23 protein-coding genes, 1 tRNA gene and 1 riboswitch are annotated in these 26,684 nt (G+C 65.8%); of the genes, 21 read left to right on the forward strand and 3 right to left on the reverse strand.

The window, feature by feature from the left end:
- The first annotated feature begins 96 nt into the window (after positions 1–96).
- Positions 97–1,656, forward strand: a complete 1,560-nt coding sequence (guaA, locus tag K7W03_RS18410; RefSeq protein WP_044661270.1) for a glutamine-hydrolyzing GMP synthase — start codon at positions 97–99, stop codon at positions 1,654–1,656.
- Between the two features lie 205 nt (positions 1,657–1,861).
- Here the strand turns inward: guaA and K7W03_RS18415 are convergent, their stop codons facing one another.
- Entirely contained in the window at positions 1,862–2,122 is a 261-nt protein-coding gene (locus tag K7W03_RS18415) for a DUF6356 family protein (RefSeq protein ID WP_044661269.1), read from the reverse strand.
- Positions 2,123–2,225: 103 nt separating this feature from the next.
- On the opposite strand from K7W03_RS18415, the gene K7W03_RS18420 reads away from it, so the two are divergent.
- The 6 genes from K7W03_RS18420 (at position 2,226) to K7W03_RS18445 (ending at position 8,132) form a co-directional block, all read left to right on the forward strand.
- Positions 2,226–3,413, forward strand: a complete 1,188-nt coding sequence (locus K7W03_RS18420) for an aminotransferase (RefSeq protein ID WP_222887005.1) — start codon at positions 2,226–2,228, stop codon at positions 3,411–3,413.
- 86 nt (positions 3,414–3,499) lie between these two features.
- Positions 3,500–4,933, forward strand: a complete 1,434-nt coding sequence (locus K7W03_RS18425; RefSeq protein WP_048577402.1) for a DNA recombination protein RmuC — start codon at positions 3,500–3,502, stop codon at positions 4,931–4,933.
- Positions 4,934–5,124: 191 nt separating this feature from the next.
- Positions 5,125–5,757, forward strand: a complete 633-nt coding sequence (locus K7W03_RS18430; RefSeq protein ID WP_255309038.1) for a nicotinate-nucleotide adenylyltransferase — start codon at positions 5,125–5,127, stop codon at positions 5,755–5,757.
- 12 nt (positions 5,758–5,769) lie between these two features.
- Positions 5,770–6,159 carry a ribosome silencing factor gene (gene rsfS / locus K7W03_RS18435; protein WP_044661265.1) on the forward strand — a complete coding sequence of 130 codons (390 nt, stop codon included), beginning with the start codon at positions 5,770–5,772 and terminating at the stop codon, positions 6,157–6,159.
- Between the two features lie 161 nt (positions 6,160–6,320).
- The gene (locus K7W03_RS18440; protein ID WP_025549938.1) at positions 6,321–6,743 is read left to right on the forward strand and encodes a 23S rRNA (pseudouridine(1915)-N(3))-methyltransferase RlmH; all 423 of its coding nucleotides are present in this window, start codon (positions 6,321–6,323) and stop codon (positions 6,741–6,743) included.
- A 153-nt stretch (positions 6,744–6,896) separates the two neighbouring features.
- The gene (locus K7W03_RS18445; protein WP_222887006.1) at positions 6,897–8,132 is read left to right on the forward strand and encodes a murein hydrolase activator EnvC family protein; all 1,236 of its coding nucleotides are present in this window, start codon (positions 6,897–6,899) and stop codon (positions 8,130–8,132) included.
- Between the two features lie 145 nt (positions 8,133–8,277).
- On the opposite strand, the gene htpX is transcribed toward K7W03_RS18445, so the two are convergent.
- Positions 8,278–9,210: a zinc metalloprotease HtpX gene (gene htpX, locus K7W03_RS18450; RefSeq protein ID WP_222887007.1), complete on the reverse strand. Its 933-nt coding sequence runs from the start codon at positions 9,208–9,210 to the stop codon at positions 8,278–8,280.
- 105 nt (positions 9,211–9,315) lie between these two features.
- On the opposite strand from htpX, the gene K7W03_RS18455 reads away from it, so the two are divergent.
- The 9 genes from K7W03_RS18455 to gltB all read left to right on the forward strand — a co-directional run bounded on the left by K7W03_RS18455 (position 9,316) and on the right by gltB (position 20,966).
- A complete protein-coding gene (locus K7W03_RS18455) occupies positions 9,316–9,489 on the forward strand; it encodes a DUF1674 domain-containing protein (protein WP_064485884.1) in 174 nt (57 codons plus the stop codon).
- Between the two features lie 198 nt (positions 9,490–9,687).
- Positions 9,688–10,116: a hypothetical protein gene (locus K7W03_RS18460; RefSeq protein ID WP_025549941.1), complete on the forward strand. Its 429-nt coding sequence runs from the start codon at positions 9,688–9,690 to the stop codon at positions 10,114–10,116.
- 87 nt (positions 10,117–10,203) lie between these two features.
- Entirely contained in the window at positions 10,204–11,103 is a 900-nt protein-coding gene (locus tag K7W03_RS18465; RefSeq protein WP_025549942.1) for a UTP--glucose-1-phosphate uridylyltransferase, read from the forward strand.
- Positions 11,104–11,214: 111 nt separating this feature from the next.
- A riboswitch (yybP-ykoY riboswitch) is annotated at positions 11,215–11,332 on the forward strand.
- Between the two features lie 94 nt (positions 11,333–11,426).
- Positions 11,427–12,005, forward strand: a complete 579-nt coding sequence (locus K7W03_RS18470; protein ID WP_048577407.1) for a TMEM165/GDT1 family protein — start codon at positions 11,427–11,429, stop codon at positions 12,003–12,005.
- Positions 12,006–12,108: 103 nt separating this feature from the next.
- Positions 12,109–13,047 (forward strand): complex I NDUFA9 subunit family protein, encoded by a 939-nt coding sequence (locus K7W03_RS18475; protein WP_222887008.1) that lies wholly within the window; start codon positions 12,109–12,111, stop codon positions 13,045–13,047.
- A gap of 157 nt (positions 13,048–13,204) precedes the next feature.
- Complete coding sequence (locus tag K7W03_RS18480; protein ID WP_222887009.1) at positions 13,205–14,014, forward strand: undecaprenyl-diphosphate phosphatase; 810 nt, start codon at positions 13,205–13,207, stop codon at positions 14,012–14,014.
- A 165-nt stretch (positions 14,015–14,179) separates the two neighbouring features.
- The gene (locus K7W03_RS18485; RefSeq protein WP_025549946.1) at positions 14,180–15,631 is read left to right on the forward strand and encodes an NAD(P)-dependent oxidoreductase; all 1,452 of its coding nucleotides are present in this window, start codon (positions 14,180–14,182) and stop codon (positions 15,629–15,631) included.
- A complete protein-coding gene (locus K7W03_RS18490) occupies positions 15,631–16,341 on the forward strand; it encodes a DUF2059 domain-containing protein (protein WP_048577410.1) in 711 nt (236 codons plus the stop codon). Before K7W03_RS18485 ends, K7W03_RS18490 begins: the two co-directional genes overlap by 1 nt.
- Positions 16,342–16,427: 86 nt before the next feature.
- Positions 16,428–20,966 carry a glutamate synthase large subunit gene (gltB, locus tag K7W03_RS18495; RefSeq protein ID WP_222887010.1) on the forward strand — a complete coding sequence of 1,513 codons (4,539 nt, stop codon included), beginning with the start codon at positions 16,428–16,430 and terminating at the stop codon, positions 20,964–20,966.
- A 9-nt stretch (positions 20,967–20,975) separates the two neighbouring features.
- On the opposite strand, the gene K7W03_RS18500 is transcribed toward gltB, so the two are convergent.
- Positions 20,976–21,452, reverse strand: coding sequence for a hypothetical protein (locus tag K7W03_RS18500; protein ID WP_222887011.1), 477 nt, complete (start codon positions 21,450–21,452; stop codon positions 20,976–20,978).
- A 148-nt stretch (positions 21,453–21,600) separates the two neighbouring features.
- On the opposite strand from K7W03_RS18500, the gene K7W03_RS18505 reads away from it, so the two are divergent.
- From K7W03_RS18505 to K7W03_RS18525, 5 genes are all read left to right on the forward strand, one after another.
- Positions 21,601–21,687: transfer RNA gene (locus K7W03_RS18505), tRNA-Leu, on the forward strand.
- Positions 21,688–21,992: 305 nt separating this feature from the next.
- Positions 21,993–22,778, forward strand: coding sequence for an LPS export ABC transporter ATP-binding protein (gene lptB, locus K7W03_RS18510; RefSeq protein ID WP_025549950.1), 786 nt, complete (start codon positions 21,993–21,995; stop codon positions 22,776–22,778).
- A gap of 48 nt (positions 22,779–22,826) precedes the next feature.
- Positions 22,827–24,341 (forward strand): RNA polymerase factor sigma-54, encoded by a 1,515-nt coding sequence (gene rpoN / locus K7W03_RS18515; RefSeq protein WP_222887012.1) that lies wholly within the window; start codon positions 22,827–22,829, stop codon positions 24,339–24,341.
- A 166-nt stretch (positions 24,342–24,507) separates the two neighbouring features.
- Positions 24,508–25,359: a D-amino-acid transaminase gene (locus K7W03_RS18520; protein ID WP_222887013.1), complete on the forward strand. Its 852-nt coding sequence runs from the start codon at positions 24,508–24,510 to the stop codon at positions 25,357–25,359.
- A 257-nt stretch (positions 25,360–25,616) separates the two neighbouring features.
- Positions 25,617–26,621 carry a winged helix DNA-binding protein gene (locus tag K7W03_RS18525; RefSeq protein ID WP_170825632.1) on the forward strand — a complete coding sequence of 335 codons (1,005 nt, stop codon included), beginning with the start codon at positions 25,617–25,619 and terminating at the stop codon, positions 26,619–26,621.
- Positions 26,622–26,684: the final 63 nt, after the last annotated feature.

Consider the following 26,684-nt stretch of genomic DNA (forward strand, 5'->3'; position numbering starts at 1 on the left):
GCGGGGCGGCGCGGGGACGCGGCTTCGCTGGACAAGGGAGCGCAAGCGCACTAACCGGGCGCGAATCCCTTCCTCTGGACATATAAAGGCGATTCGATGACGCTGCCCCTTCAGGATTCCATCCTTATCGTGGATTTCGGCAGCCAGGTGACGCAGCTCATCGCCCGGCGGGTGCGCGAGGCGGGCGTCTATTCCGAGATCGCGCCGTTCAACAGCGCCGCCGAAGCCTTCGAACGGCTGAAGCCCAAGGGCATCATCCTTTCCGGTGGCCCCTCCTCCGTCATGTGGGAGGACAGCCCCCGCGCGCCCCAGCATTTCTTCGAGGCGGGCATTCCGATCCTGGGCATATGCTACGGCCAGCAGACGATGATGCAGCAGCTTGGCGGCCATGTCGAAGGCGGCGAGAGCGGCGAGTTCGGCCGCGCCTTCATCGAGGTGAAGAAGGGCTGCGCGCTGTTCGACGGCCTCTGGACGGAGGGCGAGCGCCATCAGGTGTGGATGAGCCATGGCGACAAGGTGACGCGGCTCGCCCCCGGTTTCGAGGTGGTGGCGGTCAGCGAGGGCGCGCCCTATGCGATCACGGCGAATGAGGAAAAGCGTTTCTACGCGACGCAATTCCACCCTGAGGTCGTGCATACGCCGGATGGCGCGAAGCTGCTCGCCAATTTCGTGCGCCATGTCTGCGGCCTCAAGGGCGACTGGACCATGGCGGAATTCCGCGCGACCAAGATCGCGGACATCCGGGCGCAGGTGGGCGAAGGCCGGGTGATCTGCGGTCTGTCCGGCGGCGTCGACAGCGCCGTCGCGGCGGTGCTGATCCATGAGGCGATCGGCGATCAGTTGACCTGCGTGTTCGTCGACCATGGCCTGATGCGGCTGGGCGAGGCGGAGCAGGTGGTGAGCCTGTTCCGCGAGCATTATGGCATCAAGCTGGTCCATGTGAATGCCGAGGAACGCTTCCTGGGCGGGCTGGCGGGCCTGACCGACCCCGAGAAGAAGCGGAAATTCATCGGCGGCGAGTTCATCGCCGTGTTCGAGGAGGAAGCGAAGAAGATCGGCGGGGCGGACTTCCTGGCGCAGGGGACGCTTTATCCGGACGTGATCGAGTCCGTGTCCTTCACCGGCGGGCCTTCGGTGACGATCAAGTCGCACCATAATGTCGGCGGCCTGCCCGAGCGCATGAACATGAAGCTGGTCGAGCCGCTGCGCGAACTGTTCAAGGATGAGGTGCGCGTGCTGGGCCGCGAACTGGGGCTGCCGGAGATTTTCGTCGGGCGGCATCCTTTCCCCGGTCCCGGCCTCGCCATCCGCATTCCGGGCGAAGTGTCGAAGGAGCGCTGCGACATTCTGCGCAAGGCCGACGCCATCTATCTGGAGGAAATCCGGAGCGCCGGGCTGTACGATGCGATCTGGCAGGCCTTCGCCGTGCTGCTGCCCGTCCGCACCGTGGGCGTGATGGGCGATCACCGCACCTATGACAGCGTGTGCGCCCTGCGGGCGGTGACGTCGACCGACGGCATGACGGCGGACATCTATCCCTTCGACGCCGCTTTCCTGAGCCGGGTGGCGACGCGGATCATCAATGAGGTGAAGGGCATCAACCGGGTGGTTTACGACTACACCTCGAAGCCGCCGGGGACGATCGAATGGGAGTAAAGCCGGAAAAGCGAATGTTCGGGGGACATTCGCCGGCTTTACTTGGCGCCGTGCGGCGCCGGGGAAATAGATGCAACTGCGCCTGCGAAGGGCGGAGCCAGTCCAAGCGTCGCCGTTTTAGCGCACCGTCAGGACTGGGCTCCCGCCTTGGCAGGAGCGCGTCGCCCTATAAGCGAAGCCGCACCCTGCCGGTCGCCTTCTTCCTTCAAATCTCATATTCCGGGCGCCATTTCGGGTTGAGATAAGCGGGTTCGGGAAGGTCCGGCTGGCGTTGGCGCATTTCATCGTACAGCCGCTTCACCGTTGCGCTGCCGGTGCGGGTGAAGAAAGCCGGGACCAGCCCGTGGATCATGCAGGCAAGCCCCGCCCGCACCATCAGGAAGCCGAAGCGCGTCGCCACCTCCAAATGCTCGCCATAGCTTTCATTGACCTCTCTGGGATGCTTCAGGAACAGGCGGTCGATCATGTCTGCTCGCTCATGGCCATGGGAAAGCGGCATCCTAATGCATAAGCGGGCTGAAGCAGAGGGCCGATTGCACGGAACTTGACCCCCCACCCCGAAAACCGGCATGTCCACCGGCATGAGCGAACGCGATCCTCTCGGCCATCCCGTCTATCGGGACATGCCCACCACCATCTTCGAGAAAATGTCCGGCCGCGCGCGGGAGACCGGTGCGATCAACCTGGGGCAGGGCTTTCCCGACGCCCAGGGACCGGAGGAGATACTCCGCGCCGCCGCCGACGCGCTGCTGACCCGGTCCAACCAATATCCGCCCATGGCGGGCCTTGCCGAACTGCGCGAGGCGGTGGCGGCGCATTATGCGCGGCATCAGGGGCTGGACCTGTCGCCGCAGGAGGTGATCGTCACCTCCGGCGCGACGGAGGCGATCGCGGCCAGCCTGCTGGCGCTGGTCCGGCCCGGCGACGAGGTGCTGGTGCTGGCGCCGCTCTACGACGCCTATCTGCCGCTGATCGAGCGGGCGGGCGGGGTGGCGCGGGTGCTGCGGCTCACCCCGCCCGAATGGCGGATCGGGCGGCAGGCGCTGGCGGCGGCGGTCACGCCAAAAACCCGGTTCCTGCTGATGAACAATCCGGTGAACCCGACGGGCATCGCCCTGCGCGAAGAGGAACTGGCGCTGCTGGCGGAATTTTGCGTGGAAAACGACCTGATCGCCATTTGCGACGAGGTGTGGGAGCATATCGCCTATGACGGCATCGCCCACAGGCCGCTGATCGGCTTTCCCGGCATGCGGGATCGGACGGTGAAGATCGGGTCGGCGGGCAAGATCTTCTCCGTCACCGGATGGAAGGTCGGATGGATGTGCGCCGCCCCGCCGCTGGCGACGCTGCTTGCCCGCGCGCACCAGTTCATCACCTTCACCACCCCGCCCCATCTGCAATGGGCGGTGGCCGAGGGGCTGGCCAAGCCGGAAAGCTGGTTCGACGCGATGCGCGCCGCCTATCAGGCTTCGCGCGATCGCCTTGTCGCGGGGCTGCGCGGGGCAGGCTATGTCGTCAATCCCAGCGCGGCGACATGGTTCGTGACCGTCGACCTGCCCGCTTCCGGCATCGACATGGACGACGTCGCCTTTTGCGAGCGGATCATCGATGAAGCGGGCGTGGCGGCGATCCCGATTTCCGCCTTCTATCCCGCAGAGCCGGTGACGCATCTCGTCCGCCTGTGCTTTTCCAAGGCGGATGAAATATTGGACGAGGCGGTGGCGCGGCTGGCGGCTTTCCGAACGTCCCTGACCTGAAACGCCTGGCCGGCGGATGCCGCATGCCGCTTGCGGCGGTGACGTCATGCGGCTAGGTTCACCTTTCGTTCTGCAAAGGGGCATATATGGACAGCCTTGCCGCCATTCTCATCATTGTCGCTCTGGTCGCGGGGCTGGCGATCGGCTGGCTGGCGCGGGGCCGGTCCGTGGCGCCGCTGCTGACGGAAAAGGCCGATCTGGCGGGCAAGCTGGACATGGCGGCGGCCCAGCGCAACGCCGCGATCCAGGAACTGGTGGTGGCGCAGGAGCGCGCGGCGCAGGCGGCGGATCTGGCGCAGAAGCTGGAGGCGGAGCGCACGGCGCGCGAAGCGGCGGCGCGGGAACTGGCGGCCTTGCGATCCGACACGCAGGCGCGGGCGGAAGCCTTCGAAGCGCAGATCGCGGCGCTCAAAGATGCGAAGGAGCAGCTTTCGGCCCAGTTCAGCGAAATTGGCGGCAAGCTGCTGCACCAGGCGCAGAGCCATTTCCTGGAACGCGCCGACCAGCGCATGATGCAGGCGCATGAGAAGAGTGAGGCGCAGCTGAGGCAATTGCTGCATCCGGTCAACGAGACGATCCAGCGTTACGACCAGAAGATCACCCAGATCGAGCAGCAGCGGACGGAGGCCTATGGCATACTGCGCGGCGAGATCGAATCGATGAAGTCGGGGCAGGAGGCGGTGCGGGCCGAGGCGCAGCGGCTGGTCGATTCGCTGCGCCATGCGCCCAAGGCGCGGGGCCGCTGGGGCGAGCAGCAATTGCGCAATGTCCTGGAGACATGCGGCCTTTCCGAGCATGTGGATTTCCGGACCGAGGTGAGCGTGGAGGGCGAGGACGGCCGGCTGCGCCCCGACGCGATCCTGCGCGTGCCGGGCGGGCGGGCGCTGGTGATTGACGCCAAGGTGTCGTTGAATGCCTATCAGGACGCCTATGGCGCGGAGGGCGAGGAGGAGAGGAAGCGGCTCCTGTCCGCCCATGCGGCTGCGATGCGCGCGCATGTCGAGACGCTGGGGCGGAAAAGCTATGCCGACCAGTTCGACGAAGCGCCCGATTATGTGATCATGTTCGTGCCCGGCGAACATTTCCTCTCCGCCGCGCTGGAGCATGATCCGCAGCTTTGGGACCATGCCTTCGGGAAGCGGGTGCTGCTAGCCACGCCGACCAACCTCATCGCCATTGCCCGGACTGTCGCGGCGGTGTGGCGGCAGGAGAAAATGGCGGATGAGGCCAAGCGGATCGGCATGCTGGGCAAGGAGCTTTACGAGCGGCTGGCCGGAGCGGCGGCGTCGCTCAAGAAGCTGGGCAACCGGCTGAACGGGGCCGTGGCGGATTATAACAGCTTCGTCGGCAGCTTCGAGGGTCGCGTGCTGGTGACGGGCCGCAAGCTGCGCGACCTGAATATCGAGACGGGGGGCAAGGAACTGGAAGAACTGGAGCCCGTTGAGGCGCTGGTTCGCGAACCGTCTTCGGCTGAGGCCGTGCGGGCTTTGCCGGAGGCGCTGCCGGATGCGGCGGAGTAGATTTCCTAACGCATGAGGTTAGGAGGCTAATTATTTTGGGATGAAGCGGGATTCGGGAACTGGGCTGCTGCCGTCTCAGCAGCACGAACCGAAGTAGGCCTGTTTGTCGCTTGATCTATCTATTAGGAGGCTAAGAATCCTGATCGCTCAGCAGGAAATTTGCTCCCGGCCCCGCCAACTGGCATGGGCGAATCATGAAACGTATCGGCCTTCTCGGCGGCTCCTTCAATCCGGCGCATGACGGGCATCGGGATATTTCCCGGTTCGCGATCCACGCCTTGCGGCTGGATGAAGTCTGGTGGCTGGTTTCGCCGGGCAATCCGCTGAAGCCCCGGGCCGGCATGGCGCCCCTCCCCGCCCGTCTCGCCCACGCCCGAAAAGTCGCGCGGCGCAACCTCATCCGGCCCACGGCCATAGAAACGCAGCTGCGCACCCGCTACACCATCGACACGGTGAAGGCCTTGCGAAGGCGCTATCCGCGCCACCGGTTCCTTTGGCTGATGGGGGCGGACAATCTCGCGCAATTCGGCCAGTGGAGGGACTGGCGCGGCATAGCCCGGATTATGCCCATTGCCGTGATCGCCCGGCCCGGCTATGATGAGGCCGCCCGTGGCTCACCGGCCATGGGCTGGCTGCGGCGCTTCGTCCGGCCCGCACGCCAGAGTGCAGCATGGACGGATTGGAGACCGCCGGCGCTTGTGCTTCTGCGCTTTCGCCCTGATCCAAGATCGGCGACCCTGCTGCGGCAGGCAGACCCCCTCTGGCATCGCGAATATGAACACAAACGCGTGCGCGACCCGCTCACGCGCCGGTTGATTGTCTAGAATGGAGCATCTTTGACCAGACCGCATCCCGCCAACGACACGGCTCATAATGCCGACAGCGTTGCCGCCCTGCATGACCTTGTCTTGAAGTCGCTTGACGACGACCAGGCGCAGGAAACCATCTCCATCCCCCTTGAAGGCAAGAGCAGCATCGCCGATCACATGGTGATCGCCAGCGGGCGTTCGTCCCGTCAGGTGGCGTCGATGGCGCAGAAGCTGGCTGAGCGGATCAAGCAGGCGACCGGGCGCTCCGCCCGCATAGAGGGCCTGCCCGTGGCCGATTGGGTGTTGATCGATGCCGGCGACGTGATCGTCCATCTGTTCCGGCCGGAGGTGCGCAGCTTCTACAATCTGGAGCGGATGTGGGGCTTCGTCGACGCGCCGGTGGCGGGAACCGCCTGACCCGCCGCTTCGACAAGCGCGTCCGGCCTTGTTAGAGCGCGCTGCGTTCCATCGGGCGCAGGTCGCGCAGCCTAATTTTCGTCGTCGCATCATTTTAAGCGGAAAACCGGTTCCCACTTTTCTGCACGATTTTTCTGCATGATGCTCTAAAGGGGCAGACCATGCTCCTCCACATCATCGCGCGCGGAAAGATCGGGCGCTCGCCCGAGGCGGAACTGGTCGACCGTTATGCGAAGCGGCTGACCATGCCGTTCAGGATCACCGAACTGCCCGATCGGGGCGGCAAGCTGCCGCCGGCCCCGCCGGGCACCGTCACCGTCATGCTGGACGAAAAGGGCCGGCAGCTCAGTTCCATCGACTTCGCCCGCCGCATCGAGGGGTGGCGCGATTCCGGCAAGCGCGAATGCCGCTTCCTGATCGGCGCGGCGGACGGCTTCGACGATGCGGATCGGGACAATGCGGACCTGCTGATCGCCTTTGGCGCGATGACATGGCCCCATATGATGGCCCGCGCCATGCTGGCCGAGCAATTGTGGCGGGCCTGCTCGATCCTGGCCGGGCATCCCTATCATCGCGAAGGGTAGGGTCTGAAGTTTCCCCTGCTCTGAACAGGGAGTGCAAGAGCCGGGTTGCTGCCTGCGCAGGAACCTGCGGGATGGAGGTTCTTTCATTCCGCCGGAACACAGCCTAGTCAGGGACGGTCGGCGCCGAACCGCGGAACCGGCAGGGGGTTTTGGTTGAAACGGACGGCGATCATCGCGGCCTTTCTTGCCGGCGCGGCAGCGCTCGCCGGATCGCGCCTGCCCGCCGCCGAGGGGCAGGGCATCATCCTGACCGGCACTGGCGGCACCAGCCTCAGCGAGGAACAGGCCGCCCTGAAGGCCGCGCGCCGCCAGTCGGAGGAAGCGCGGTCGCGCTCCGAACGGCTGGAACAGCAGGCCGCCGCCGCCCGCAACGAAGCCGACCAGGCCCGTCGCCGCGCCGCCGCCATGGCCGCCCGCATCCAGCAGGCGGAGGCGGACATACAGGCCGCGCAGGCCCGCATCGCCATCGTCGCCCGGCTCCAGCGCGCACAGGCCGTTCGCCTGGCCGCGAGGCAGGAGCCGGTCGTCCGCCTGACCGCCGCCTTGCAGATGATGGCGCAGCGGCCGCTGGCGCTGGCGCTGGTCCAGCCGGGATCGATCGACGACGCCATCCATATGCGCGCCGTGCTGGGACAGGTGCTGCCCGTCATCCGGGAGCGGACCGCCGGCCTGCGCGCGGAACTGGAGCGCAGCCGCGCCCTGCGCGCGACGGCCGAGCAGGCGGCGGATTCGCTTGCGCAAAGCCAGCGGGACCTGAAGCAGCGGCAGGCGGCCCTGCAAAGGCTGGAAACGCAAAAGCGGCTGGCAGCGCAGGATTACAGGGCCAATGCCGATCTGGAAAGCGACCGCGCGCTTGCCCTTGGCGAGCGGGCGCGCGACATCGTCGACCTGATGGACAGGCTGGAGGAGGCGGGCGACCTGCGCGACCGGCTGGCTGCCCTTCCCGGTCCCCTGCTGCGCCCCGCCCGACCCGATCAGGCGCGCGCGTCCGCACCGGCCGGTCCGCGCAGCCCTGGCGCGCCGCCGCCCTATCGCCTGCCGGTCGTCGGCCAGCTGGTGACGGGCATGGGCGAAGTGTCGGAAGGCGGCGTCCGCTCACGCGGCCTGACCATCGCCACGCGCCCCGATGCTCTGGCCGTGGCGCCGACGGCCGGCCGCGTCGTCTTTGCCGGCCCCTATCGCGGCTATGGGCAGATCGTCATCATCGACCATGGCGGCGGCTGGACGACGCTGATCACCGGCCTGCTGCGCCTCAACGCCGCCGTGGGGGATGTGGTGCGGCAAGGCGATCCGCTCGGCAATGCCGGGCCCGGGCGGCCCAGCATCACCGTCGAACTGCGACGGAACGGCCGCCCTGTCGACATCGTGCCGCTGGTGGGCGCTGGCTGATCCGTCGCGCAAGCCGGGAAGTGATCCCTTGTCCCGGAACGGCGGCGCCAGAGCGCGCTGCGTTAAATCGGACGCAGGCCGCGCGCTCCCACGGGACAAGCGGCTCGTGGGAATGGGGTGCAAGGATGCCAGCGGCGTGCGATACTTAATCGCGGCGCAGCGGATCGAGCGCGCTCGACTTGCGGGCTCGGGTCGCTGCCGGAAACTGGGCTGACGGGGATAGGGCGGATGCGCGCGGCGGCAGGGATGGGCCGCCCGCCATCTCCTCCAGCGCGGCGATGCGCTTTTCCGTTGCCGGGTGGGTGGAGAAAAGCTCGCTGACATGCACCGGCACGATATAGAGCTGGGCCGCGGCGGGATTGCGTTCGGTCACCGGATTGGGAATCGCCTCCGCACGGCCGGAAATCTTGGCGAGGGCGGAGGCGAGCGCGCGGGGATTGCCGCTGATCTCCGCGCCGGCGCGGTCGGCGCCATATTCGCGCGTGCGGCTGATCGCCATCTGCACGATCATCGCGGCGAAAGGCGCGACGATCACCGCCAGCAGCGTCGCGGCGACATTGCCATGGCCGTTGTCATGATTGCCGCCGCGGAAGAACAGGCCGAAATTGGCGAGCATGGAGATCGCGCCCGCAATGGTCGCCACCATCGTCATGATCAGCGTGTCGCGGTTGCGAACATGGCCCAGTTCATGCGCCATGACGCCCGCCACTTCGTCCCGGCTGAGCATCGACAGCAGGCCGGTGGTGGCGGCGACGGCCGCATGCTTCGGGTCGCGGCCCGTTGCGAAGGCATTGGGGTGCGGCTCATCGATCAGATAGACGCGCGGCATGGGGAGATCGGCGCGGCGGGCGAGGTCCGCGACGAGGCTGTAGAATTCGGGCGCGCTCCGCGCATCCACCTCCCGCGCATGATGCATCGACAGCACGATCCTGTCGGCGTTCCAGAAGGTGAACAGGTTCATGCCCGCCGCCACCAGCAGCGCGATCACCACGCCGCCGCTGCCGCCCAGCGTGTAGCCCAATGCCATGAACAGCGCCGTCAGCGCCGACAGCAGCATCACCGTCTTCATCCCACTCACTTGCGAAAGTCTCCTTTACGGCCCAGATAGCGGCCTTACTCTGAATATGGGGCGCCCCTGAATATGGGGTGGCGATGACGCCCCCGCAATCGAAAGGATGGACCGATGGGAACCTTCAACGGCAAGCGCCCCGCGCATGTGAAGCCGCCCGCGCACCTTTCCAAGAGCCCGCCGGTGCCGCAGCCCGACCCGATCGACAGTCCCTCCCGCCATGACGAGTTATTGAGCCCCGTTCGCTACGGCGACTGGGAACGCAAGGGAATCGCTATCGATTTCTGATCCGGCCGCCAAAGACGGTTAACGGTTCATCGCTGTTTGGGCACAGTTGGCGATGGCCTGTGCCGCGGATGCGGGCGGCACCGAACGCCCCCCTAGCCTTTTGCGCTGCAAAACGGGCAGGCTTTTATCCGAGCGGAAAGCATAACATACCGGGGCGCGGATGAAGTGAACGTGGTTGCCGAAGTCAATGTGAGGTCAGTGTCGGATTACGCGCCGGAGGATGCGGCGCTTCTGTGTGCAGTGGGTCGTCTGGTCTGTGCCTGGACGATGCTGGAACAGAGCCTGGAGGCGAAGATCGCGATGATGCGGGAAGCCATGGGGGATGTGCGGACCGTGGGTGCCCGGACCCGTCCGGGCATGACGAAGCTGATGACCGAACTGCGGACCATGGTGTCGATGCGGGACAGGCGCAATGCCGGCGCATTGACGGAAATAGCGGATATCGAGCGCGACATGCAGAGGATCGACCGGTTCCGGTCGCTCATCATCGGCGGCTTTCAGCAGCCCGCGCCCGGCGGCTTCACATGCCGCGATGCGCGGAACAATCAGACGCATGTCTCGCTTGAGCAACTCGAAGCGGAAATTGCTTCCCTCGAAAGGGTGGCGCAGCGCCTGCTGGCTGTCTGAACGGGTTAAGTAATCTTCCACGCTTGATCTTTATGCGGCGGAGGGCGAAGCCTTCATTCCGCGCGCGAGCCAAGAAACAGGAGCCTCATGTCCTACAAACCGATTCGCAAAGCCGTTTTCCCTGTCGCGGGTCTTGGCACGCGCTTTCTTCCGGCGACCAAGTCGGTGCCCAAGGAATTGCTGCCGGTGGTCGACCGTCCGCTGATCCAATATGCGGTGGACGAAGCGCGGGAGGCGGGGATCGAGCAGATGATCTTCGTGACCGGCCGCGGCAAGGGCGCGATCGAGGATTATTTCGACATGGCCTTCGAGGCCGAGGCGACGCAGCGCGAGCGGGGCAAGGACCTGTCCGCGCTGGACGGCACGCGGCTGTCGCCGGGCAATGCGGTGTTCCTGCGCCAGCAGGAGCCGCTGGGCCTGGGCCACGCCATCTGGTGTGCGCGGGACATTGTCGGCGATGAGCCTTTCGCGATCCTGCTGCCCGACGAATTCATGAAGGGCGCGCCGGGCCGGGGATGCCTGAAGCAGATGGTCGATGCCTATGACAGGGTCGGCGGCAATCTGGTCTGCGCGCTGGAAGTGCCGATGGCCGACACGCCGAGCTATGGCGTGATCGATCCGGGCCAGCGCGACGGCGCGCTGACCGAGGTGAAGGGACTGGTGGAAAAGCCCGCGCCGGGCACGGCGCCGTCCAACCTGATCCTGCCGGGCCGCTATATCCTCCAGCCCGAAGTGATGAAGATCCTGGAGACGCAGGAGAAGGGCGCCGGCGGCGAGATCCAGCTTACCGATGCCATGGCGTCGATGATCGGCACCCAGCCCTTCCATGGCGTGACCTTCGATGGACGCCGCTTCGACTGCGGATCGAAGGCAGGATATATCGAGGCGAACCTCGCCCTTGCGCTGGACCGCGAGGATATGGGCGAGCATATCCGCAAGTTCGCATTGGCCGAACTGGGCGTCAGCGGGATCGCCGCCGCGGCCTGACAGGGCGATGGAGAGGAAAGGCGTGGCCGGCCGCCACGCCTTTCCCGTCTCTGCGGCGCGCGGCAACAGCGCCGGGCGGTCTTGCCTCTGCCGCCGTTTCATCCTATGGCCCCCTGCGTCATCTGGGGAGTAGCCAGCCGTTCCCGAGGGAGCGGGCCGTTCGTCAACATATTTGGCCGAGAGGCCATGGCGGGCGGGATGCGGGAGACCTTCAGAGTCCTTCCGCATCGGGCGAGACCAATGGCATCATCTTCTCCGTCCAGCCGGGCGGGAGGGGATGGTGGCATTGCGTCTTCACCTTCGCCCGGCCCGGACAGACCCTGATGGAAGCATTTCTCACCTCCACCGCCCTCGTCGCGCTCGCGGAAATGGGGGACAAGACGCAATTGCTGGCGATGCTGCTCGCCACCCGCTTTCGCAAGCCGGCGCCCATCATAGCGGGCATATTCGCCGCCACCCTGGCCAATCATTTCCTCGCCGCGCTGGTGGGCCATTCGGTCGCCGGCGTGCTGACGGAGCCATGGTTCCGCTATGCCGTCGCCGCCAGCTTCGTCGCGATGGCCGCGTGGACGCTGATCCCCGACAGGATCGACGAGGATGAGCCGTTGCGCGCGCCGTCGAAGGCGGGGGTATTCCTGACCACGCTGATCGCCTTCTTCCTGGTGGAGATGGGCGACAAGACGCAAGTGGCGACGGTGATGCTGGGCGCGCGGTTCGACAATGTGCTGGCGGTCACCGCGGGCACGACGCTGGGCATGATGATCGCCAACGTGCCCGCCGTGCTGTTCGGCGAGGTGCTGGCGAAGAAGGTGCCGATGCGCGCGCTCCAGATCGGGGCGGCCCTGCTGTTCCTGGGCCTGGGCCTGTGGATGATTGCTGATTTGCGGGGCTGGATCGGGTAAAGCAGTTGTCAGCGCGCCGCGGCTGTTGCAAGGGGATGGCGGAAAGCCATTCCTTATCGGATGACAGGGGATGCGCAGAGTCATTCCCTTTGAACAGACAGGCATGGGACGCGTGATGAAGGACAGTCTGGTTACGGTGTTCGGCGGCGGCGGCTTTGTGGGGCGGCAGGTCGCCCAGGCGCTGATGGCGCGCGGCGCCCGGGTGCGCGTGGCGCAGCGCGATCTGTCGACCGCCGTGCGCGTCAAGCCGCTGGGCGCCCTTGGCCAGACGCAGTTCGTCGCGGCGGACATCCGCAAGCCCGAAAGCGTCGCCCGCGCCGTTGCCGGCAGCGATATCGTCATCAATCTGGTGGGGGTGCTTTCCGGCGATTTCCAGGGTTCGCACCATGACGGCGCGGCGAACGTCGCCAGGGCGGCGGCGGAGGCGGGCGTCCAGGCGCTCGTCCACATCTCCGCCATCGGCGCGGATGCGCAGAGCCCCTCCGCCTATGGCCGGTCGAAGGCCGAGGGCGAGGCGGCGGTCAAGGCCGCCTTCCCCAATGCGACCATCCTGCGCCCCTCGATCATTTTCGGACCGGAGGACCGGTTCCTCAATCGCTTTGCGGAGATCGTCCGCATCGCCCCGGTGGTGCCGGTGATCGCCGCCGACACCCGGTTCCAGCCGGTCTATGTCGCGGACGTGGCGCAGGCCGTCGCCAACGCCGCCGAAAATCCCGGCGAGCATGGCGGCAAGACCTATGAACTGGGCGGGCCGCAGACCTATACGATGCGGGAACTCAACGCCTGGATCGCCAGGACCATCGGCCGCGATCGCAGCCTGTGCGCCGTTCCCGCTTCGGTCGCCTCGCTGATCGCCATGCTGCCGGGCGGACCGATCACGCGGGACCAGTTGTCCATGCTGGCCAAGGACAATGTCGTCGCCCCCGGCGCGGACGGGCTGGCCGAACTGGGCGTCGCGCCCACGCCGATGCCGGCCGTCGCGGAGAAATGGCTGGTCCGCTACCGCAAGCATGGCCGTTTCGCGGGCCGGGTTCAGGCCTGATCCGCCGGAATCCGATCAGCCGGACCGACATCGGGCCGCGACGGGCCGTCTTGCGCGGGCCATTCGCTTCTGCACAATGGGCGCAACGCACCCACCGCCCTCTCCCGCCCCGGGGGAGGGTTTCCCTTTGTTCGCCCCATAAGGACTGCATCCCTCCATGGACCTGCATTATCTGACAGTCATCCTGCTTGGCATCGTCGAGGGGTTGACCGAGTTCCTGCCCATATCCTCGACCGGCCACCTGATCCTGGCGAGCGAATTGCTGGGCTATGACGCGTCCACCTGGGCGATGTTCAACGTCATCATCCAGTTGGGCGCCATCCTGGCGGTGGTGGTGCTGTACTGGCGCACATTCTGGGCGGTGGGCATGGGCCTGCTGCGCAAGGAGCCGACGAGCTGGCGTTTCCTGCGCAATCTGCTGGTCGCCTTCATTCCGGCGGCGGTGATCGGCCTTGCCCTGCATAATCATATCGAGGAACTGCTGGGCGCGCCGCGGGTCGTCGCCTGGGCGCTGATCGTCGGTGGCGTGGCGATCCTGGCGATCGAGCGGATGGTGAAGGAAAACCGGTTCCACGGCATAGCCGACATTCCCTTCGTGCGGGTGGTGGGCATCGGCTTCATCCAGTGCCTGGCCATGATCCCGGGCGTCAGCCGGTCGGGCGCGACGATCATGGGCGCGCTGACGCTGGGGGTGGAGCGGCGCACGGCGGCGGAGTTCAGCTTCTTCCTCGCCATCCCGACCATGCTGGGCGCGTCCGCGCTGGAACTGCTGAAGAATGGCGACAAGATCACCTCCGGCGCGGTGGGATGGGACAGCATCGCGCTGGGGTTCGTGGTGTCCTTCATCGTCGCCGTGCTGGTCATCAAATGGTTTGTGGGGCTGGTGTCGCGCCATGGGTTCGCGCCGTTCGCCTGGTACCGAATCGTCGCGGGAATAGCCGCCCTGCTGTGGCTTTCCCTGCGATAAGCCCGAAACGGACCTATTTAACGCAAGATTATTTCAGGAGTGGAGAAGTTCCGGAGGCATTTCCCGGAAAATAGGTCAATCATACTGACATAAATCGCAGAATCCGCGTGACTCTGCGGGTTTTTCTGCTATGCGCTCCCTGCAAATTCATTTCAGGGACTCATCATGGCAGACAATCCAATGCTGAAATTCGTGGGAACGGGCCAAGCCTATCCCGAGAAGCGTTCGGCCGACGATCGCGCCGACGATTTCCTGGAGATCAGCCGCAGCTTCATATTGGATCGGGCGGAGGAACAGGCGTCGCGCTGCTCGCAATGCGGCGTGCCTTATTGCTCGACCCATTGCCCGTTGCACAACCATATCCCCGACTGGCTGCGCCTGACCGCCGAAGGGCGGCTGCGCGAAGCCTATGAACTCAGCAACCTGACCAGCACCATGCCGGAAATCTGCGGCCGCATCTGCCCGCAGGACCGGCTGTGCGAGGGCAATTGCGTCATCGAATTTTCGGGTCACGGTTCCGTCACCATCGGTTCGGTCGAAAAGTTCATCACCGACACCGCCTGGAAGGAGGGCTGGGTCGAACCGCTGGTCCCCGGCGCCCCCACCGGCCAGTCGGTCGGCGTGATCGGCGCGGGTCCGGCGGGTCTGACGACCGCCGAATATCTGCGGGTCGCAGGCTATGAGGTGCATGTCTATGACCGGCACGACCGGGCCGGCGGGCTGCTGACCTATGGCATTCCCGGCTTCAAGCTGGAGAAGGATGTGGTCATGCGCCGCATCCAGCGGCTGAAGGACGGCGGCATCGTCTTCCACGAAAGCTTCGAGGTCGGCCGCGACGCGACCATGGAGGAGCTGCGCGGCCGCCATGACGCCATCCTGATCGCGACCGGCGTGTACAAGCCGCGCGACATCAAGGCGCCGGGCGTCGGCGCGCCGGGCGTGGTCAAGGCGCTCGACTTCCTGATCGCCTCCAACAAGGCCGGTTTCGGCGACGCCGTGCCGGAACATGAGGACGGTTCGCTGCACGCCAATGGCAAGAAGGTCGTCGTCATCGGCGGCGGCGATACGGCCATGGACTGCGTCCGCACCGCCGTGCGTCAGGGCGCGACTTCGGTGAAGTGCCTCTATCGCCGCGACCGCGACAATATGCCCGGATCGCAGCGCGAGGTCGCCAATGCCGAGGAAGAGGGCGTTGAATTCGTCTGGCTTTCCGCGCCCATCGCCTTTGAAGGCACGGAGCATGTGACCGGTGTCAAAGTCACGAAGATGCGCCTTGGCCAGCCCGACGCATCGGGCCGCCGCGCGCCGGAACCCGATCCCGGCACGGAGCACACGTTGGAGGCGGACCTCGTCATCAAGGCGCTGGGTTACGATCCGGAGGAACTGCCCAGGCTGTTCGGCGCGGAGGACCTGTCCGTCACACGCTGGGGCACGCTGCGCGTCGATCACAAGACGATGATGACCAGCATGGACGGCGTGTTCGCGGCGGGCGACATCGTGCGCGGCGCTTCGCTGGTGGTCTGGGCGATCCGCGACGGCCGCGACGTGACCGAACATATGCACCGCTATCTCAAGGCCAAGGCGAAAGCGGCGGCCGGGGAAAGGCAGGCCGCCTGATGCGCGCCGCCCTCCTCCTCCTGCTGGCGACGCCGATCGCGGCTGAGGCGCAGACCCCGGTTCAGGCGGCAGCCGTCCAGTCTGTCGATCCGGCACTGCTGACCAAGGCTCAGCCGATTGCCGCCGTCATCCTGCCCAACGGCACCATGGAAAAGATGATGGGGCCGATGATGCAGAAGATGATGGGACCGATGATGGACGGCATGACCAGGATGCCGATCCGCGAGTTCCTGAAGGTCGGCGGCCTCGACCCGGAACGGGCGGAACATCTGGGTGAAGGCACGATCGAGGAAATGATGGCGATCATCGATCCCAATTTCCGCAAGCGGATGGACGTGATCGTCAACAGCATGATGCCGGCCATGGGTCGTTTCATGGGACGTTATGAACCGGACATGCGGGAAGGCATGGCGGAAGCGTTCGCCCATCGCTACAGCGCGGCCGAGCTTGATCAGATCGGTGCGTTCCTGAAAACGCCCGTCGGCGCCAAGTTCGGCGCGGGCTTCATGGAGCTGGCCGCCGACCCGCATTATATCGGGCGGATGCAGAAGATCATGCCTGAAATGATGCAGGCCATGCCGGAGATCATGAAATCCTCCGCGGCGGAACTCGCCAAGCTGCCCAAGCCGCGAACCTATAATGATCTGACGAAGGCTGAACGCGAGCGTCTCACCGCATTGCTCGGCGCGGACGCCAAGAAGGCCCACTGACAAAAGCGCCGGCGATGCCGGCAACCAACGGAATGACAGCGGCCTTACCCAAAGACAGGGACGGCCACAGGCAAGGGTAAGTCATCATGACCGACACCAATTTCATGGCCAGCCCCGAAGAACGCGCACGGATCGCGGCCGAGGGCATGTATCACCCGGAAATGGAAGGCGATGCCTGCGGCGTCGGACTGGTCGCCGCGACGGACGGCCGCCCGAGCCGTCGCGTGGTCGCCAGCGCCATCGACGCGCTGAAGGCCGTCTGGCATCGCGGCGCCGTGGACGCCGACGGCAAGACCGGCGACGGCGCGGGCATCCATGTCGACCTGCCGGTGCGTTTCTTCGATGACGCCATTGCCGACTCCGGCCACAAGCCGCTGCCCAACCGCCTTGCCGTCGGCATGATCTTCCTGCCGCGCACGGACCTCAGCGCGCAGGAAACCTGCCGCACCATCGTTGAATCCGAGATCATCGACGCGGGCTACACCATCTATGGCTGGCGCCAGGTGCCGGTCGACGTCTCCGTCATCGGGGAGAAGGCGCAGCGCACCCGTCCGGAAATCGAGCAGATCATGATCGCCGGTCCCATGCCGGAAGAGCGCGATCAGGCCGAGTTCGAAAAGGACCTCTATCTCATCCGCCGCCGGATCGAGAAGAAGGTGATCGCCGCGCAGATTCAGGACTTCTATGTCTGCTCGCTGTCGTGCCGCTCGATCATCTACAAGGGGCTGTTCCTCGCGGAATCGCTGTCGGTCTTCTATCCCGACCTGCAGGACGAGCGGTTCGAGAGCCGGGTCGCGATCTTCCACCAGCGCTATTCGACCAACACCTTCCCGCAATGGTGGCTGGCCCAGCCGTTCCGCACGCTCGCGCATAATGGTGAGATCAACACCATCCGCGGCAACAAGAACTGGATGAAGAGCCACGAGATCAAGATGGCTTCGCTCGCCTTCGGGGAGCAGTCGGAGGACATCAAGCCGGTGATCCCGGCGGGCGCGTCCGATACGGCCGCGCTCGACGCCGTGTTCGAGGCGATCTGCCGTTCGGGCCGCGACGCGCCGACTGCCAAGCTGATGCTCGTGCCCGAAGCCTATCAGTCGGCCAGCGCCGAACTGCCCCAGGCGCATGCGGACATGTATGAATATCTCGCCTCCGTGATGGAGCCGTGGGACGGCCCCGCCGCGCTGGCGATGACCGACGGCCGCTGGGTCGTGGCGGGCGTCGACCGCAATGCGCTGCGCCCGCTGCGCTACACGCTGACCGGCGACAATCTGCTGATCGTGGGTTCGGAAACCGGCATGGTCGTCGTTCCCGAAACCACCATCGTGCGGAAGGGCCGCATGGGTCCGGGCCAGATGATCGCCGTCGACCTGCAGGAAGGCACGATCTACGACGATCATGAGATCAAGGACCAGATTGCGGGCGAGCGCCCCTATTCGGAACTGATCAAGGACTTCATGACGGTCAATGATCTGGGCGATGCGCCCAGTGCCTTGCCCGCATGGGACAAGGCCGAACTGACGCGCCGTCAGGTCGCCGCCAATCTGACGCTCGAAGATATGGAGCTGATCCTCGCCCCCATGGTCGAGGATGCGAAGGAAGCCGTCGGATCGATGGGCGACGACACGCCGCTGGCCGTCATTTCCGACAAGCCGCGCACGGTCAGCCATTTCTTCCGCCAGAATTTCAGCCAGGTCACCAACCCGCCGATCGATCCGCTGCGGGAACGGTACGTCATGAGCCTGAAGACGCGCTTTTCCAACCTCCACAACATATTGGAGCAGGACGCGCAGAACAGCCATGTGCTGGTGCTGGATTCGCCGGTGCTGACCTCTTCCGAATGGGCGAAGCTGAAGGGGCATTTCGGCCCTGCGGTGGCCGAGATCGACTGCACCTTCCCGGCCGAGGGCGGGCAGGAGCAGTTGCGCGCCGCCATCGCCCGCATCCGGGAGGAAGCGGAACAGGCCGTGCGCGAAGGCCGCACCGAAATCTTCCTGACCGACGAGCATGTCAACGCCGACCGCGTCGCCATCGCCGGCGTGCTGGCGGCGGCGGCGGTGCATACGCATCTCGTCCGCAAGGGCCTGCGCAGCTATGCGTCGATCAACGTGCGCTGCGCCGAAGCGCTCGACACCCATTATTTCGCGGTGCTGATCGGCGTCGGCGCGACCACGGTGAACGCCTATCTGGCCGAAGCCAGCATCGCCGACCGCCATGCGCGGGGGCTGTTCGGCGATCTGACGCTGGACGCCTGCTTCGAACGCTATCGCATCGCCATCAACGAAGGCCTGCTGAAGATCATGTCCAAAATGGGCATCGCGGTCATCAGCAGCTATCGCGGCGGCTATAATTTCGAAGCGGTGGGCCTCAGCCGCGCGCTGGTCAACGACCTGTTCCCCGGAATGCCCGCGAAGATTTCGGGCGAGGGCTATCAGTCGCTCCACTACAGCGCGAAGCTGCGCCACGACACCGCCTATGACAGCGCCATCGTGCGCCTGCCGGTCGGCGGCTTCTACCGCCAGCGCAATGGCGGCGAGACGCACGCCTATTCGGCGCAGCTCATGCACCTGTTGCAGACCTCGGTCGCGACCGACAGCTATTCGACCTATCTGCAATTCTCGCGCGGCGTGCGCGATTTGCCGCCGGTCTATCTGCGCGACCTCTTGGAATTCAACTTCGCCCGCGAGGCGGTGCCGATCGACGAGGTCGAGGCGACCACGGAAATCCGCAAGCGCTTCGTGACGCCGGGCATGTCGCTCGGCGCGCTCTCTCCGGAGGCGCATGAGACGCTGGCCATCGCCATGAACCGCATCGGCGCCAAGGCCGTGTCGGGCGAAGGGGGCGAGGATGCGAACCGCTTCAAGCCCTATGAGAATGGCGACAACGCCAATTCGGTGATCAAGCAGATCGCGTCAGGCCGCTTCGGCGTCCATGCGGAGTATCTGGGGTCGGCCGAGGAAATCGAGATCAAGGTCGCGCAGGGCGCCAAGCCCGGCGAGGGCGGCCAGTTGCCTGGCTTCAAGGTGACGGAGTTCATCGCCAAGCTGCGCCATGCGACGCCCGGCGTGACGCTGATCTCGCCGCCGCCGCACCATGACATCTACTCGATCGAGGATCTGGCGCAGCTCATCTACGACTGCAAGATGATCAATCCCCGCGCCCGCGTCTGCGTGAAGCTGGTCAGCCAGGCGGGCATCGGCACCGTGGCGGCGGGCGTGGCGAAGGCCCACGCAGACGTCATCCTGGTCGCGGGCCATGTCGGCGGCACCGGCGCTTCGCCGCAGACCTCCGTCAAATATGCGGGCACGCCCTGGGAAATGGGCCTGTCGGAAGCCAACCAGGTGCTGACGCTGAACGGCCTGCGCCATCGCGTGAAGCTACGCACCGACGGCGGGCTCAAGACCGGTCGCGATATCGTGATCGCGGCGATATTGGGCGCGGAAGAGTTCGGCATCGGCACGCTGTCGCTGGTCGCCATGGGCTGCATCATGGTGCGCCAGTGCCACAGCAACACCTGCCCCGTCGGCGTCTGCGTGCAGGACGAACGCCTGCGCGAGAAGTTCACCGGCACGCCGGAGAAGGTCATCAACCTCATGACCTTCATCGCGGAAGAGGTTCGCGAGATTCTGGCGCGTCTGGGCTATCGCAGCCTGGACGAGGTGATCGGCCGCACCGAACTGCTGAAGCAGGTCAATCGCGGCGCCGAGCATCTGGACGATCTGGACCTCAACCCGATCCTCGCCAAGGTGGACGCGCCCGACGACCAGCGCCGTTTCAGCCTGACGGAATGGCGCAACCCGGTGCCCGACAGCCTTGACGCGCAGATGATGAAGGATGCCCGCGCGGTGTTCGAACGCGGCGAGAAGATGCAGCTCACCTATACGGTGCGCAACACGCATCGCGCCGTGGGCACCCGCCTGTCGGCCGCCGTCACGGAGAAGTTCGGCATGTCGACGCTGGCGGACGGCCATCTGACCGTGCGGCTGCGCGGTTCGGCCGGTCAGTCGCTGGGCGCCTTCCTGTGCAAGGGCATCAAGCTGGAGGTCTTCGGCGACGCCAACGACTATGTCGGCAAGGGCCTGTCGGGCGGCATCATCACGGTGCGCACCACGGTGTCCTCGCCTCTGTCGAGCAAGGACAACACCATCATCGGCAACACCGTGCTCTACGGCGCGACCAGCGGGAAGCTGTTCGCGGCGGGACAGGCCGGGGAACGCTTCGCCGTCCGCAATTCGGGCGCGCAGGTGGTGGTCGAGGGCTGCGGCGCGAACGGCTGCGAATATATGACCGGCGGCACCGCGGTCATCCTGGGCAGGACCGGCGCCAATTTCGGCGCGGGCATGACGGGCGGCATGGCCTTCATCCTGGACGAGGACGGCAGCTTCCCGACGCGCGCCAATCCGGAAAGCATCGTCTGGCAGCGGCTGGAAAGCGCCCATTGGGAGGCGGAGCTGAAGGCGCTGATCGCTCAGCATGCGGTGGCGACCGACAGCAAATGGTCGAACACGATCCTGGACGATTGGGACCGCTGGCGCCGCTACTTCTGGCAGGTCTGCCCGAAGGAAATGGTGAACCGCCTCTCCCATCCGCTGAGCGATGCGCCGACGCAGGTCGTTGCCGCCGAATAAGCGGCCGGTTCAGTAAGACAGGGCAGCGTCCGCCGGTGCTTCCTCGGCGGACGTTCTGCTTTCGGGCGCCTGCGCGATCCGGACCTGCTGGAAACTGCCTTCGCTCTCGCCATTGGCGAATCTTTCGATGGAGGCCGGCAACGTTCGGACGGTCTGGGGCGGCTCGGCATGATCAGGCGCCATCTCATCCCCCTGCGCCGCATAATCGCGCACCACAGGATCGTTCATCCCGTCCCATCCAGCCATGTCGGCCGCCATCTGCCTGTCCGCAAGCGTCGGACCGCAGCCGTCGCAGCGAACGATGGCGGGGCCGGTCAGATCGGCCGACCCCATGTCGTAACCGGTCCCGTCGGGACTGACCGCCTGCGGCAAGGAGGTTTCGGTTCCAGGCCTGGGTTGTGTCGTGGCGTACAGGCCCAGACCGAAGCCGCCGGTCAGCGCTCCCCCGGCACATGCACATGAAAACAACCAGAAACGCGCGGACATGGGGCAACCCTTCCTCTATCCTTCACCCGCCCCTGACTTTCTCCGACCAAAACAACGCAAATGAAGATCGGTTGTTGCATGAGGAAAAAGCCTTTGCTAAGGGCCGCCTCCTACCAAGGCACCGGCCCCGCCGGTTCCCGGAAAATGTGCGGTCGTGGCGGAATTGGTAGACGCGCAACGTTGAGGTCGTTGTGGCCGAAAGGCCGTGGAAGTTCGAGTCTTCTCGACCGCACCATTTTCCTTGAGATCCAATAGTCCCATCATCGCCAAGTTCGGGGACGCAGCGATGCGTATGCGGGCGGCATATGGTTGGCTGGTTGGAAAATCTGGCCGGGCGCGCTCGCCAACCGAGGATGCTTCCCGCCATCGTCATTGAAAGCGCCACCGCCAGTCCCAATCTTGCGGCCTTTCACAGCCCTAAAAGGCGCATGGAACCATTTTCCCCTTGCCCCGGCGGCGATCCCATGCACAAAGCTTGCCAATTGCCGCACGGGTCATGGATTCAACCCGCAAGAAGCATGCGGCAGCAAGGATGACGTGATGGACGACGTGATGATGCAGGACCGCTCAGCCCCGGCATCGCCCCTTCCCCCGCAGGAAGTGGGAGAAGGCCTGTCCGTCATCTCCATCGCCAAAAGCTATGACAAGCGCGTCGTGCTGGCCGATGTGTCGCTGACCGTCGGCAAGGGCGAGGTGGTCGGCCTGCTCGGCCCCAATGGCGCGGGCAAGACGACCTGCTTCTATTCGGTGATGGGGCTGGTGCGGCCGGACCATGGCCGCATCGTGCTGGACGGGCAGGACATCACCGGCCTGCCCATGTACCGCCGGTCGATATTGGGGCTGGGCTATCTGCCGCAGGAAACATCGATCTTCCGGGGCCTGACCGTGGCGCAGAATATCGGCGCGGTGCTGGAACTGGCGGAACCGGACAGGGCGGCGCGGCAGGCGCGGCTGGAACAGTTGCTGGAGGAATTCGGCCTGACCCGGCTGCGCGATTCCTCCGCCATGGCGCTGTCGGGCGGCGAGCGGCGGCGGTGCGAGATCGCCCGCGCCTTGGCGGCCAATCCGTCGATCGTGCTGCTGGACGAGCCGTTCGCGGGCATCGATCCGCTGTCCATCGCGGATATTCGGGACCTGGTGAAGCAGTTGAAGACGCGCGGCATCGGCGTCCTCATCACCGACCATAATGTCCGTGAGACGCTGGAGATCGTGGACCGCGCCTGCATCATTTATGACGGCAAGGTGCTGTTCGCGGGCAGCCCGACGGAGCTGGTCGCCAATGCCGATGTGCGTCGGCTCTATCTGGGCGAGAATTTCTCGCTCTGACATGGGCGGCGGGCGGGTCCTTCCTGACGGCGGCGAGGGGGAAGGCTGATGGCGCTCGCGCCCCGTCTCGACCTGCGGCAGAGCCAGTCGCTGGTGATGACGCCGCAGCTTCAGCAGGCGATCAAGCTGCTGGCGCTGTCCAATCTGGAGATCGAGGCGTTCGTCGCGGGCGAACTGGAAAAGAACCCGTTATTGGAATCCGGCGGAGCGGATGATTTCGCGCCGCCCGCAGACGGCGTGGACCGGGCGGCGGAACAGCATGACCTGCGCGCCGAGACCGGCGATGCCGACCAGTTGATCGGCCAGGGCCTGGGCGGCGCGGATTCGCCGCTGGACGTCGACTATGGCGCGGAGACCTTCATCGACGATGGGCCAGGCGACCGGATGGCGACGGCGGCCATTGGCTCCGGCGGCATGGACCTGCTGTCCGGCGGCAGCGGCGAGGCGCCCGATTTCGACAGTTTCGCCAATCCGGAGCAGGGCCTTCAGGAACATCTGATGGATCAGGCCCGCAGCGCGCTGTCGGGCATGGACCTGATGATCGCCGCGCAATTGATCGGGCAGATTGATGAGGCCGGCTATCTGGAGGCCAATCTGCTGGAGACCGCCCATGGCATGGGCGTGCCGCTCTTTCAGGTCGAGCAGGTGCTGGCGGTGATCCAGGGCTTCGATCCGACCGGAGTGGGTGCGCGGTCGCTGGCGGAATGCCTGGCGTTGCAGGCCAAGGAGGTCGATCGCTACGATCCCTGCATGGCGAAGCTGATCGCCAATCTCGACTTGCTCGCCAAGGGTGCCCTGCCCCAGTTGCGCCGGATCTGCGGCGTGGATGAGGAGGATATGGCGGACATGATCCGCGAGCTGCGCGGCTATGACCCCAAGCCCGGCCTGCGTTTCTCCACCGAGAGCGCCGCGCCGGTGACGCCCGACCTGTTCGTGCGGCCGACGCGGGAGGGCTGGGCGATCGAGGTCAACAGCGCCACCCTGCCCCGCGTGCTGATCAACCGGACCTATTATGTCGAGCTGGCGTCCAGTCCGCAGGACAAGACGTCCAAGGCCTGGTTGGCCGACTGCCTCGCCAGCGCCAACTGGCTGGTCAAGGCGCTCGACCAGCGGCAGAAAACCATCATCAAGGTCGCGAGCGAGATCGTCCGCCAGCAGGAGGATTTCTTCCGCAAGGGCGTGGAGCATCTGAAGCCGCTGACGCTGAAGGCCGTGGCGGATGCGATCCAGATGCATGAATCGACCGTCAGCCGGGTGACGTCGAACAAATATCTGTCCTGCCCGCGTGGGCTTTATGAGCTCAAATATTTCTTCACCAGCGGCGTTTCTGCGGCGGGCGGCGACGGCGCGGTGTCGGCCGAAGCGGTCAAGAGCCACATCAAGGCGCTGATCGCGGCGGAGACGGCAGACGCCATATTGTCCGACGACACGCTGGTCGACCTGCTGCGCGCCAAGGGCATGGACATCGCCCGCCGCACCGTCGCCAAGTATCGCGAGGCGATGGGGATCGGGTCATCGGTGCAGCGGCGGCGGCAGAAGGCGTTGCGCGGGCAGGCGGCTTAGCGCGGGTTTAGACGCGGAGAGCTCCCCTTCCCCTTCGTCACGCTGAACTTGCTTCAGCATGACGAAGGGGAAGGGGAGAGGGTACAAATCCGCTCATAAGCTTGACCCGGCCGACACAAGCGGCAACATCGACCCCCTCTTCCCTCAAGGATTTCATCGTCATCCCATGTCCATCGCCTATCTGAACGGCCGCTTCCTGCCGCTGGAACAAGCCCAGGTCTCCGTGCTGGATCGCGGTTTCCTGTTCGCGGACGGCATTTATGAGGTCGCGGCGGTGATCGACGGCAAGCTGGTCGACAGCGCGTCCCATCTCGCCCGGCTGGAGCGGTCCACCCAAGCGATCGGCATCGCCCTGCCCCTCTCCCTCGAGGAGATCGAGGCGGCGCAGAAGGAACTTGTGGCGCGCAATGCGCTGGCCGAGGGGCTGGTCTATCTCCAGATCACGCGCGGCGCCGATGCGACCCGCGATTTCCTGCCCTCGCCCGGCATCCAGCCCACGCTGGTCATGTTCGTCCAGGCCAAGCCTTTCCTCGACGTGCCCGCCGTGCGCAACGGGATCGCGGTCGCGACCATGCTCGACCTGCGCTGGGCGCGGCGCGACATCAAGAGCGTCGGCCTGCTCGCCCAGGCCATGGCCAAGCGCGCCGCCGCCGAAGCAGGCGCGCAGGAGGCCTGGATGGTCGAGGACGGCTTTGTCACGGAGGGGGCTTCGTCCACCGCCTTCATCGTGACGGAGGAGGGCATCGTCACCCGGCCCTATAGTCAGGCGGTGCTGGCGGGCTGCACCGGCGCGGCGCTGACCGCGCTGGCGGAGGAAAGCGGCATCGCCATCGTCCGCCGCCCCTTCACCGTTGCGGAAGCGTTGGCGGCGAAGGAAGCCTTCATCACCAGCGCGTCGACGCTCTGCCAGTCGGTGGTGCGGATCGACGGCCGGGCCATCGGGGACGGCAAGCCCGGCCCGCTCGCGATGCGGCTGCGCACGCTCTATATCGACTTTGCCCGGCGCACCGCTGTCTGAGCAAAAGGCGGTTTGAGCAAAAGAACGCGCAAAACTTGATCCATTTCGGATGAACTAAGGGAATGCCGCCATTCCCGCCATTTCGGCGGGGATCGAGGCTCCATTTTGGCGGTCCGTTACGGTGAGGCTGGAAAAGAGCCGTTTACAGGGCGCTCCCTGAACGCGATGGGCGGCATTATCTCCATAATGGAGAATGGTTTGGCTGCGTAACGACGGCGTTGCGATAAGCTCGAACAAACAGGATGGAGATTTTCGGCGTGGGTTTGGATCATGATGAGATCGGTTTCGGCGCATCCCTGGACCAACCCTTCGGCGCGCGGGACGAGCGGCCGGGCCTGCTGATCCTGGCCGACGACATCTATCTGGACGACGCCGCGATGCTGAGCCAGGCGGCGGGCCTTCGGCTGCTGGGCACGGTGCCGCTGGACCAGGCGTCGACCCGGCTGGACGTGCAGATCGGCTGCGACATCATCCTGTGCTTCTGCCCGACGCCCGATCCGATGATCGAGCGGCTGCTGGTGCAGATCGAGACCTTGGCCCTGCAGAACGACATGCCGGTCATATTGGTGGCCGATCTGGGAACCGTCGATCTTGCCTATGCCTGCCTGCGCAGCGAGCGGACGCAATTGCTTTGCCGGCCGGGGCATACGGATCTGGCCGCCGCCCTTCTGGCGGCCGCCCGCCAGAGGCCGTCCGGATCGCTGCACGAGGCGAACCGGGATAATGAAGGCCTGCGGCTGCAACAGTTGAGCGACGAGGTGAGCCGCCTCGCCCGCACGCTGGAGGCGCTGACGCTGCGCCCGCGCCATGCGACGCCGTCCTTCGACCTGGGGCCCCGCATATCGGACGAGCCGAGCGACTATATCGGCATGCCGGCGCTGGAACCGATCGGCAGCGCCGACAAGTCCGCCGATGCCGCGGCCCTGGAAGCGGCGCAGGTGCGCGACCTGTTGCGGGCGCGTCGATTGCGCGACGATTTCCTGCCCGCCGATCTGTTCGCTGACCCGGCCTGGGACATGCTGCTGGACCTGCTGGCGGCGCGGCTGGAGCATGAGCGCGTGTCCGTGTCCAGCCTGTGCATCGCATCGGCCGTGCCGCCCACCACCGCGCTGCGCTGGATCAGGACGCTGACCGAGATGGGCTTTGTCGACAGGCAGGCCGATCCGCATGACGGGCGCCGCGTCTTCATCGCGCTGGCCGACCACACGGCGGAGGCGCTGACCCGCTGGTTCACCGCCAGCCGCCGTTTCCTTTGCGCATGACGTACCGGTGCGCATCCCCGCTTGACCGACGCCCGGATTGCCGTAGATAGGCGCGCACCGGAC

The sequence above is a fragment of the Sphingobium sp. PNB genome (assembly GCF_019873065.1).
GTDB lineage: Bacteria > Pseudomonadota > Alphaproteobacteria > Sphingomonadales > Sphingomonadaceae > Sphingobium > Sphingobium fuliginis.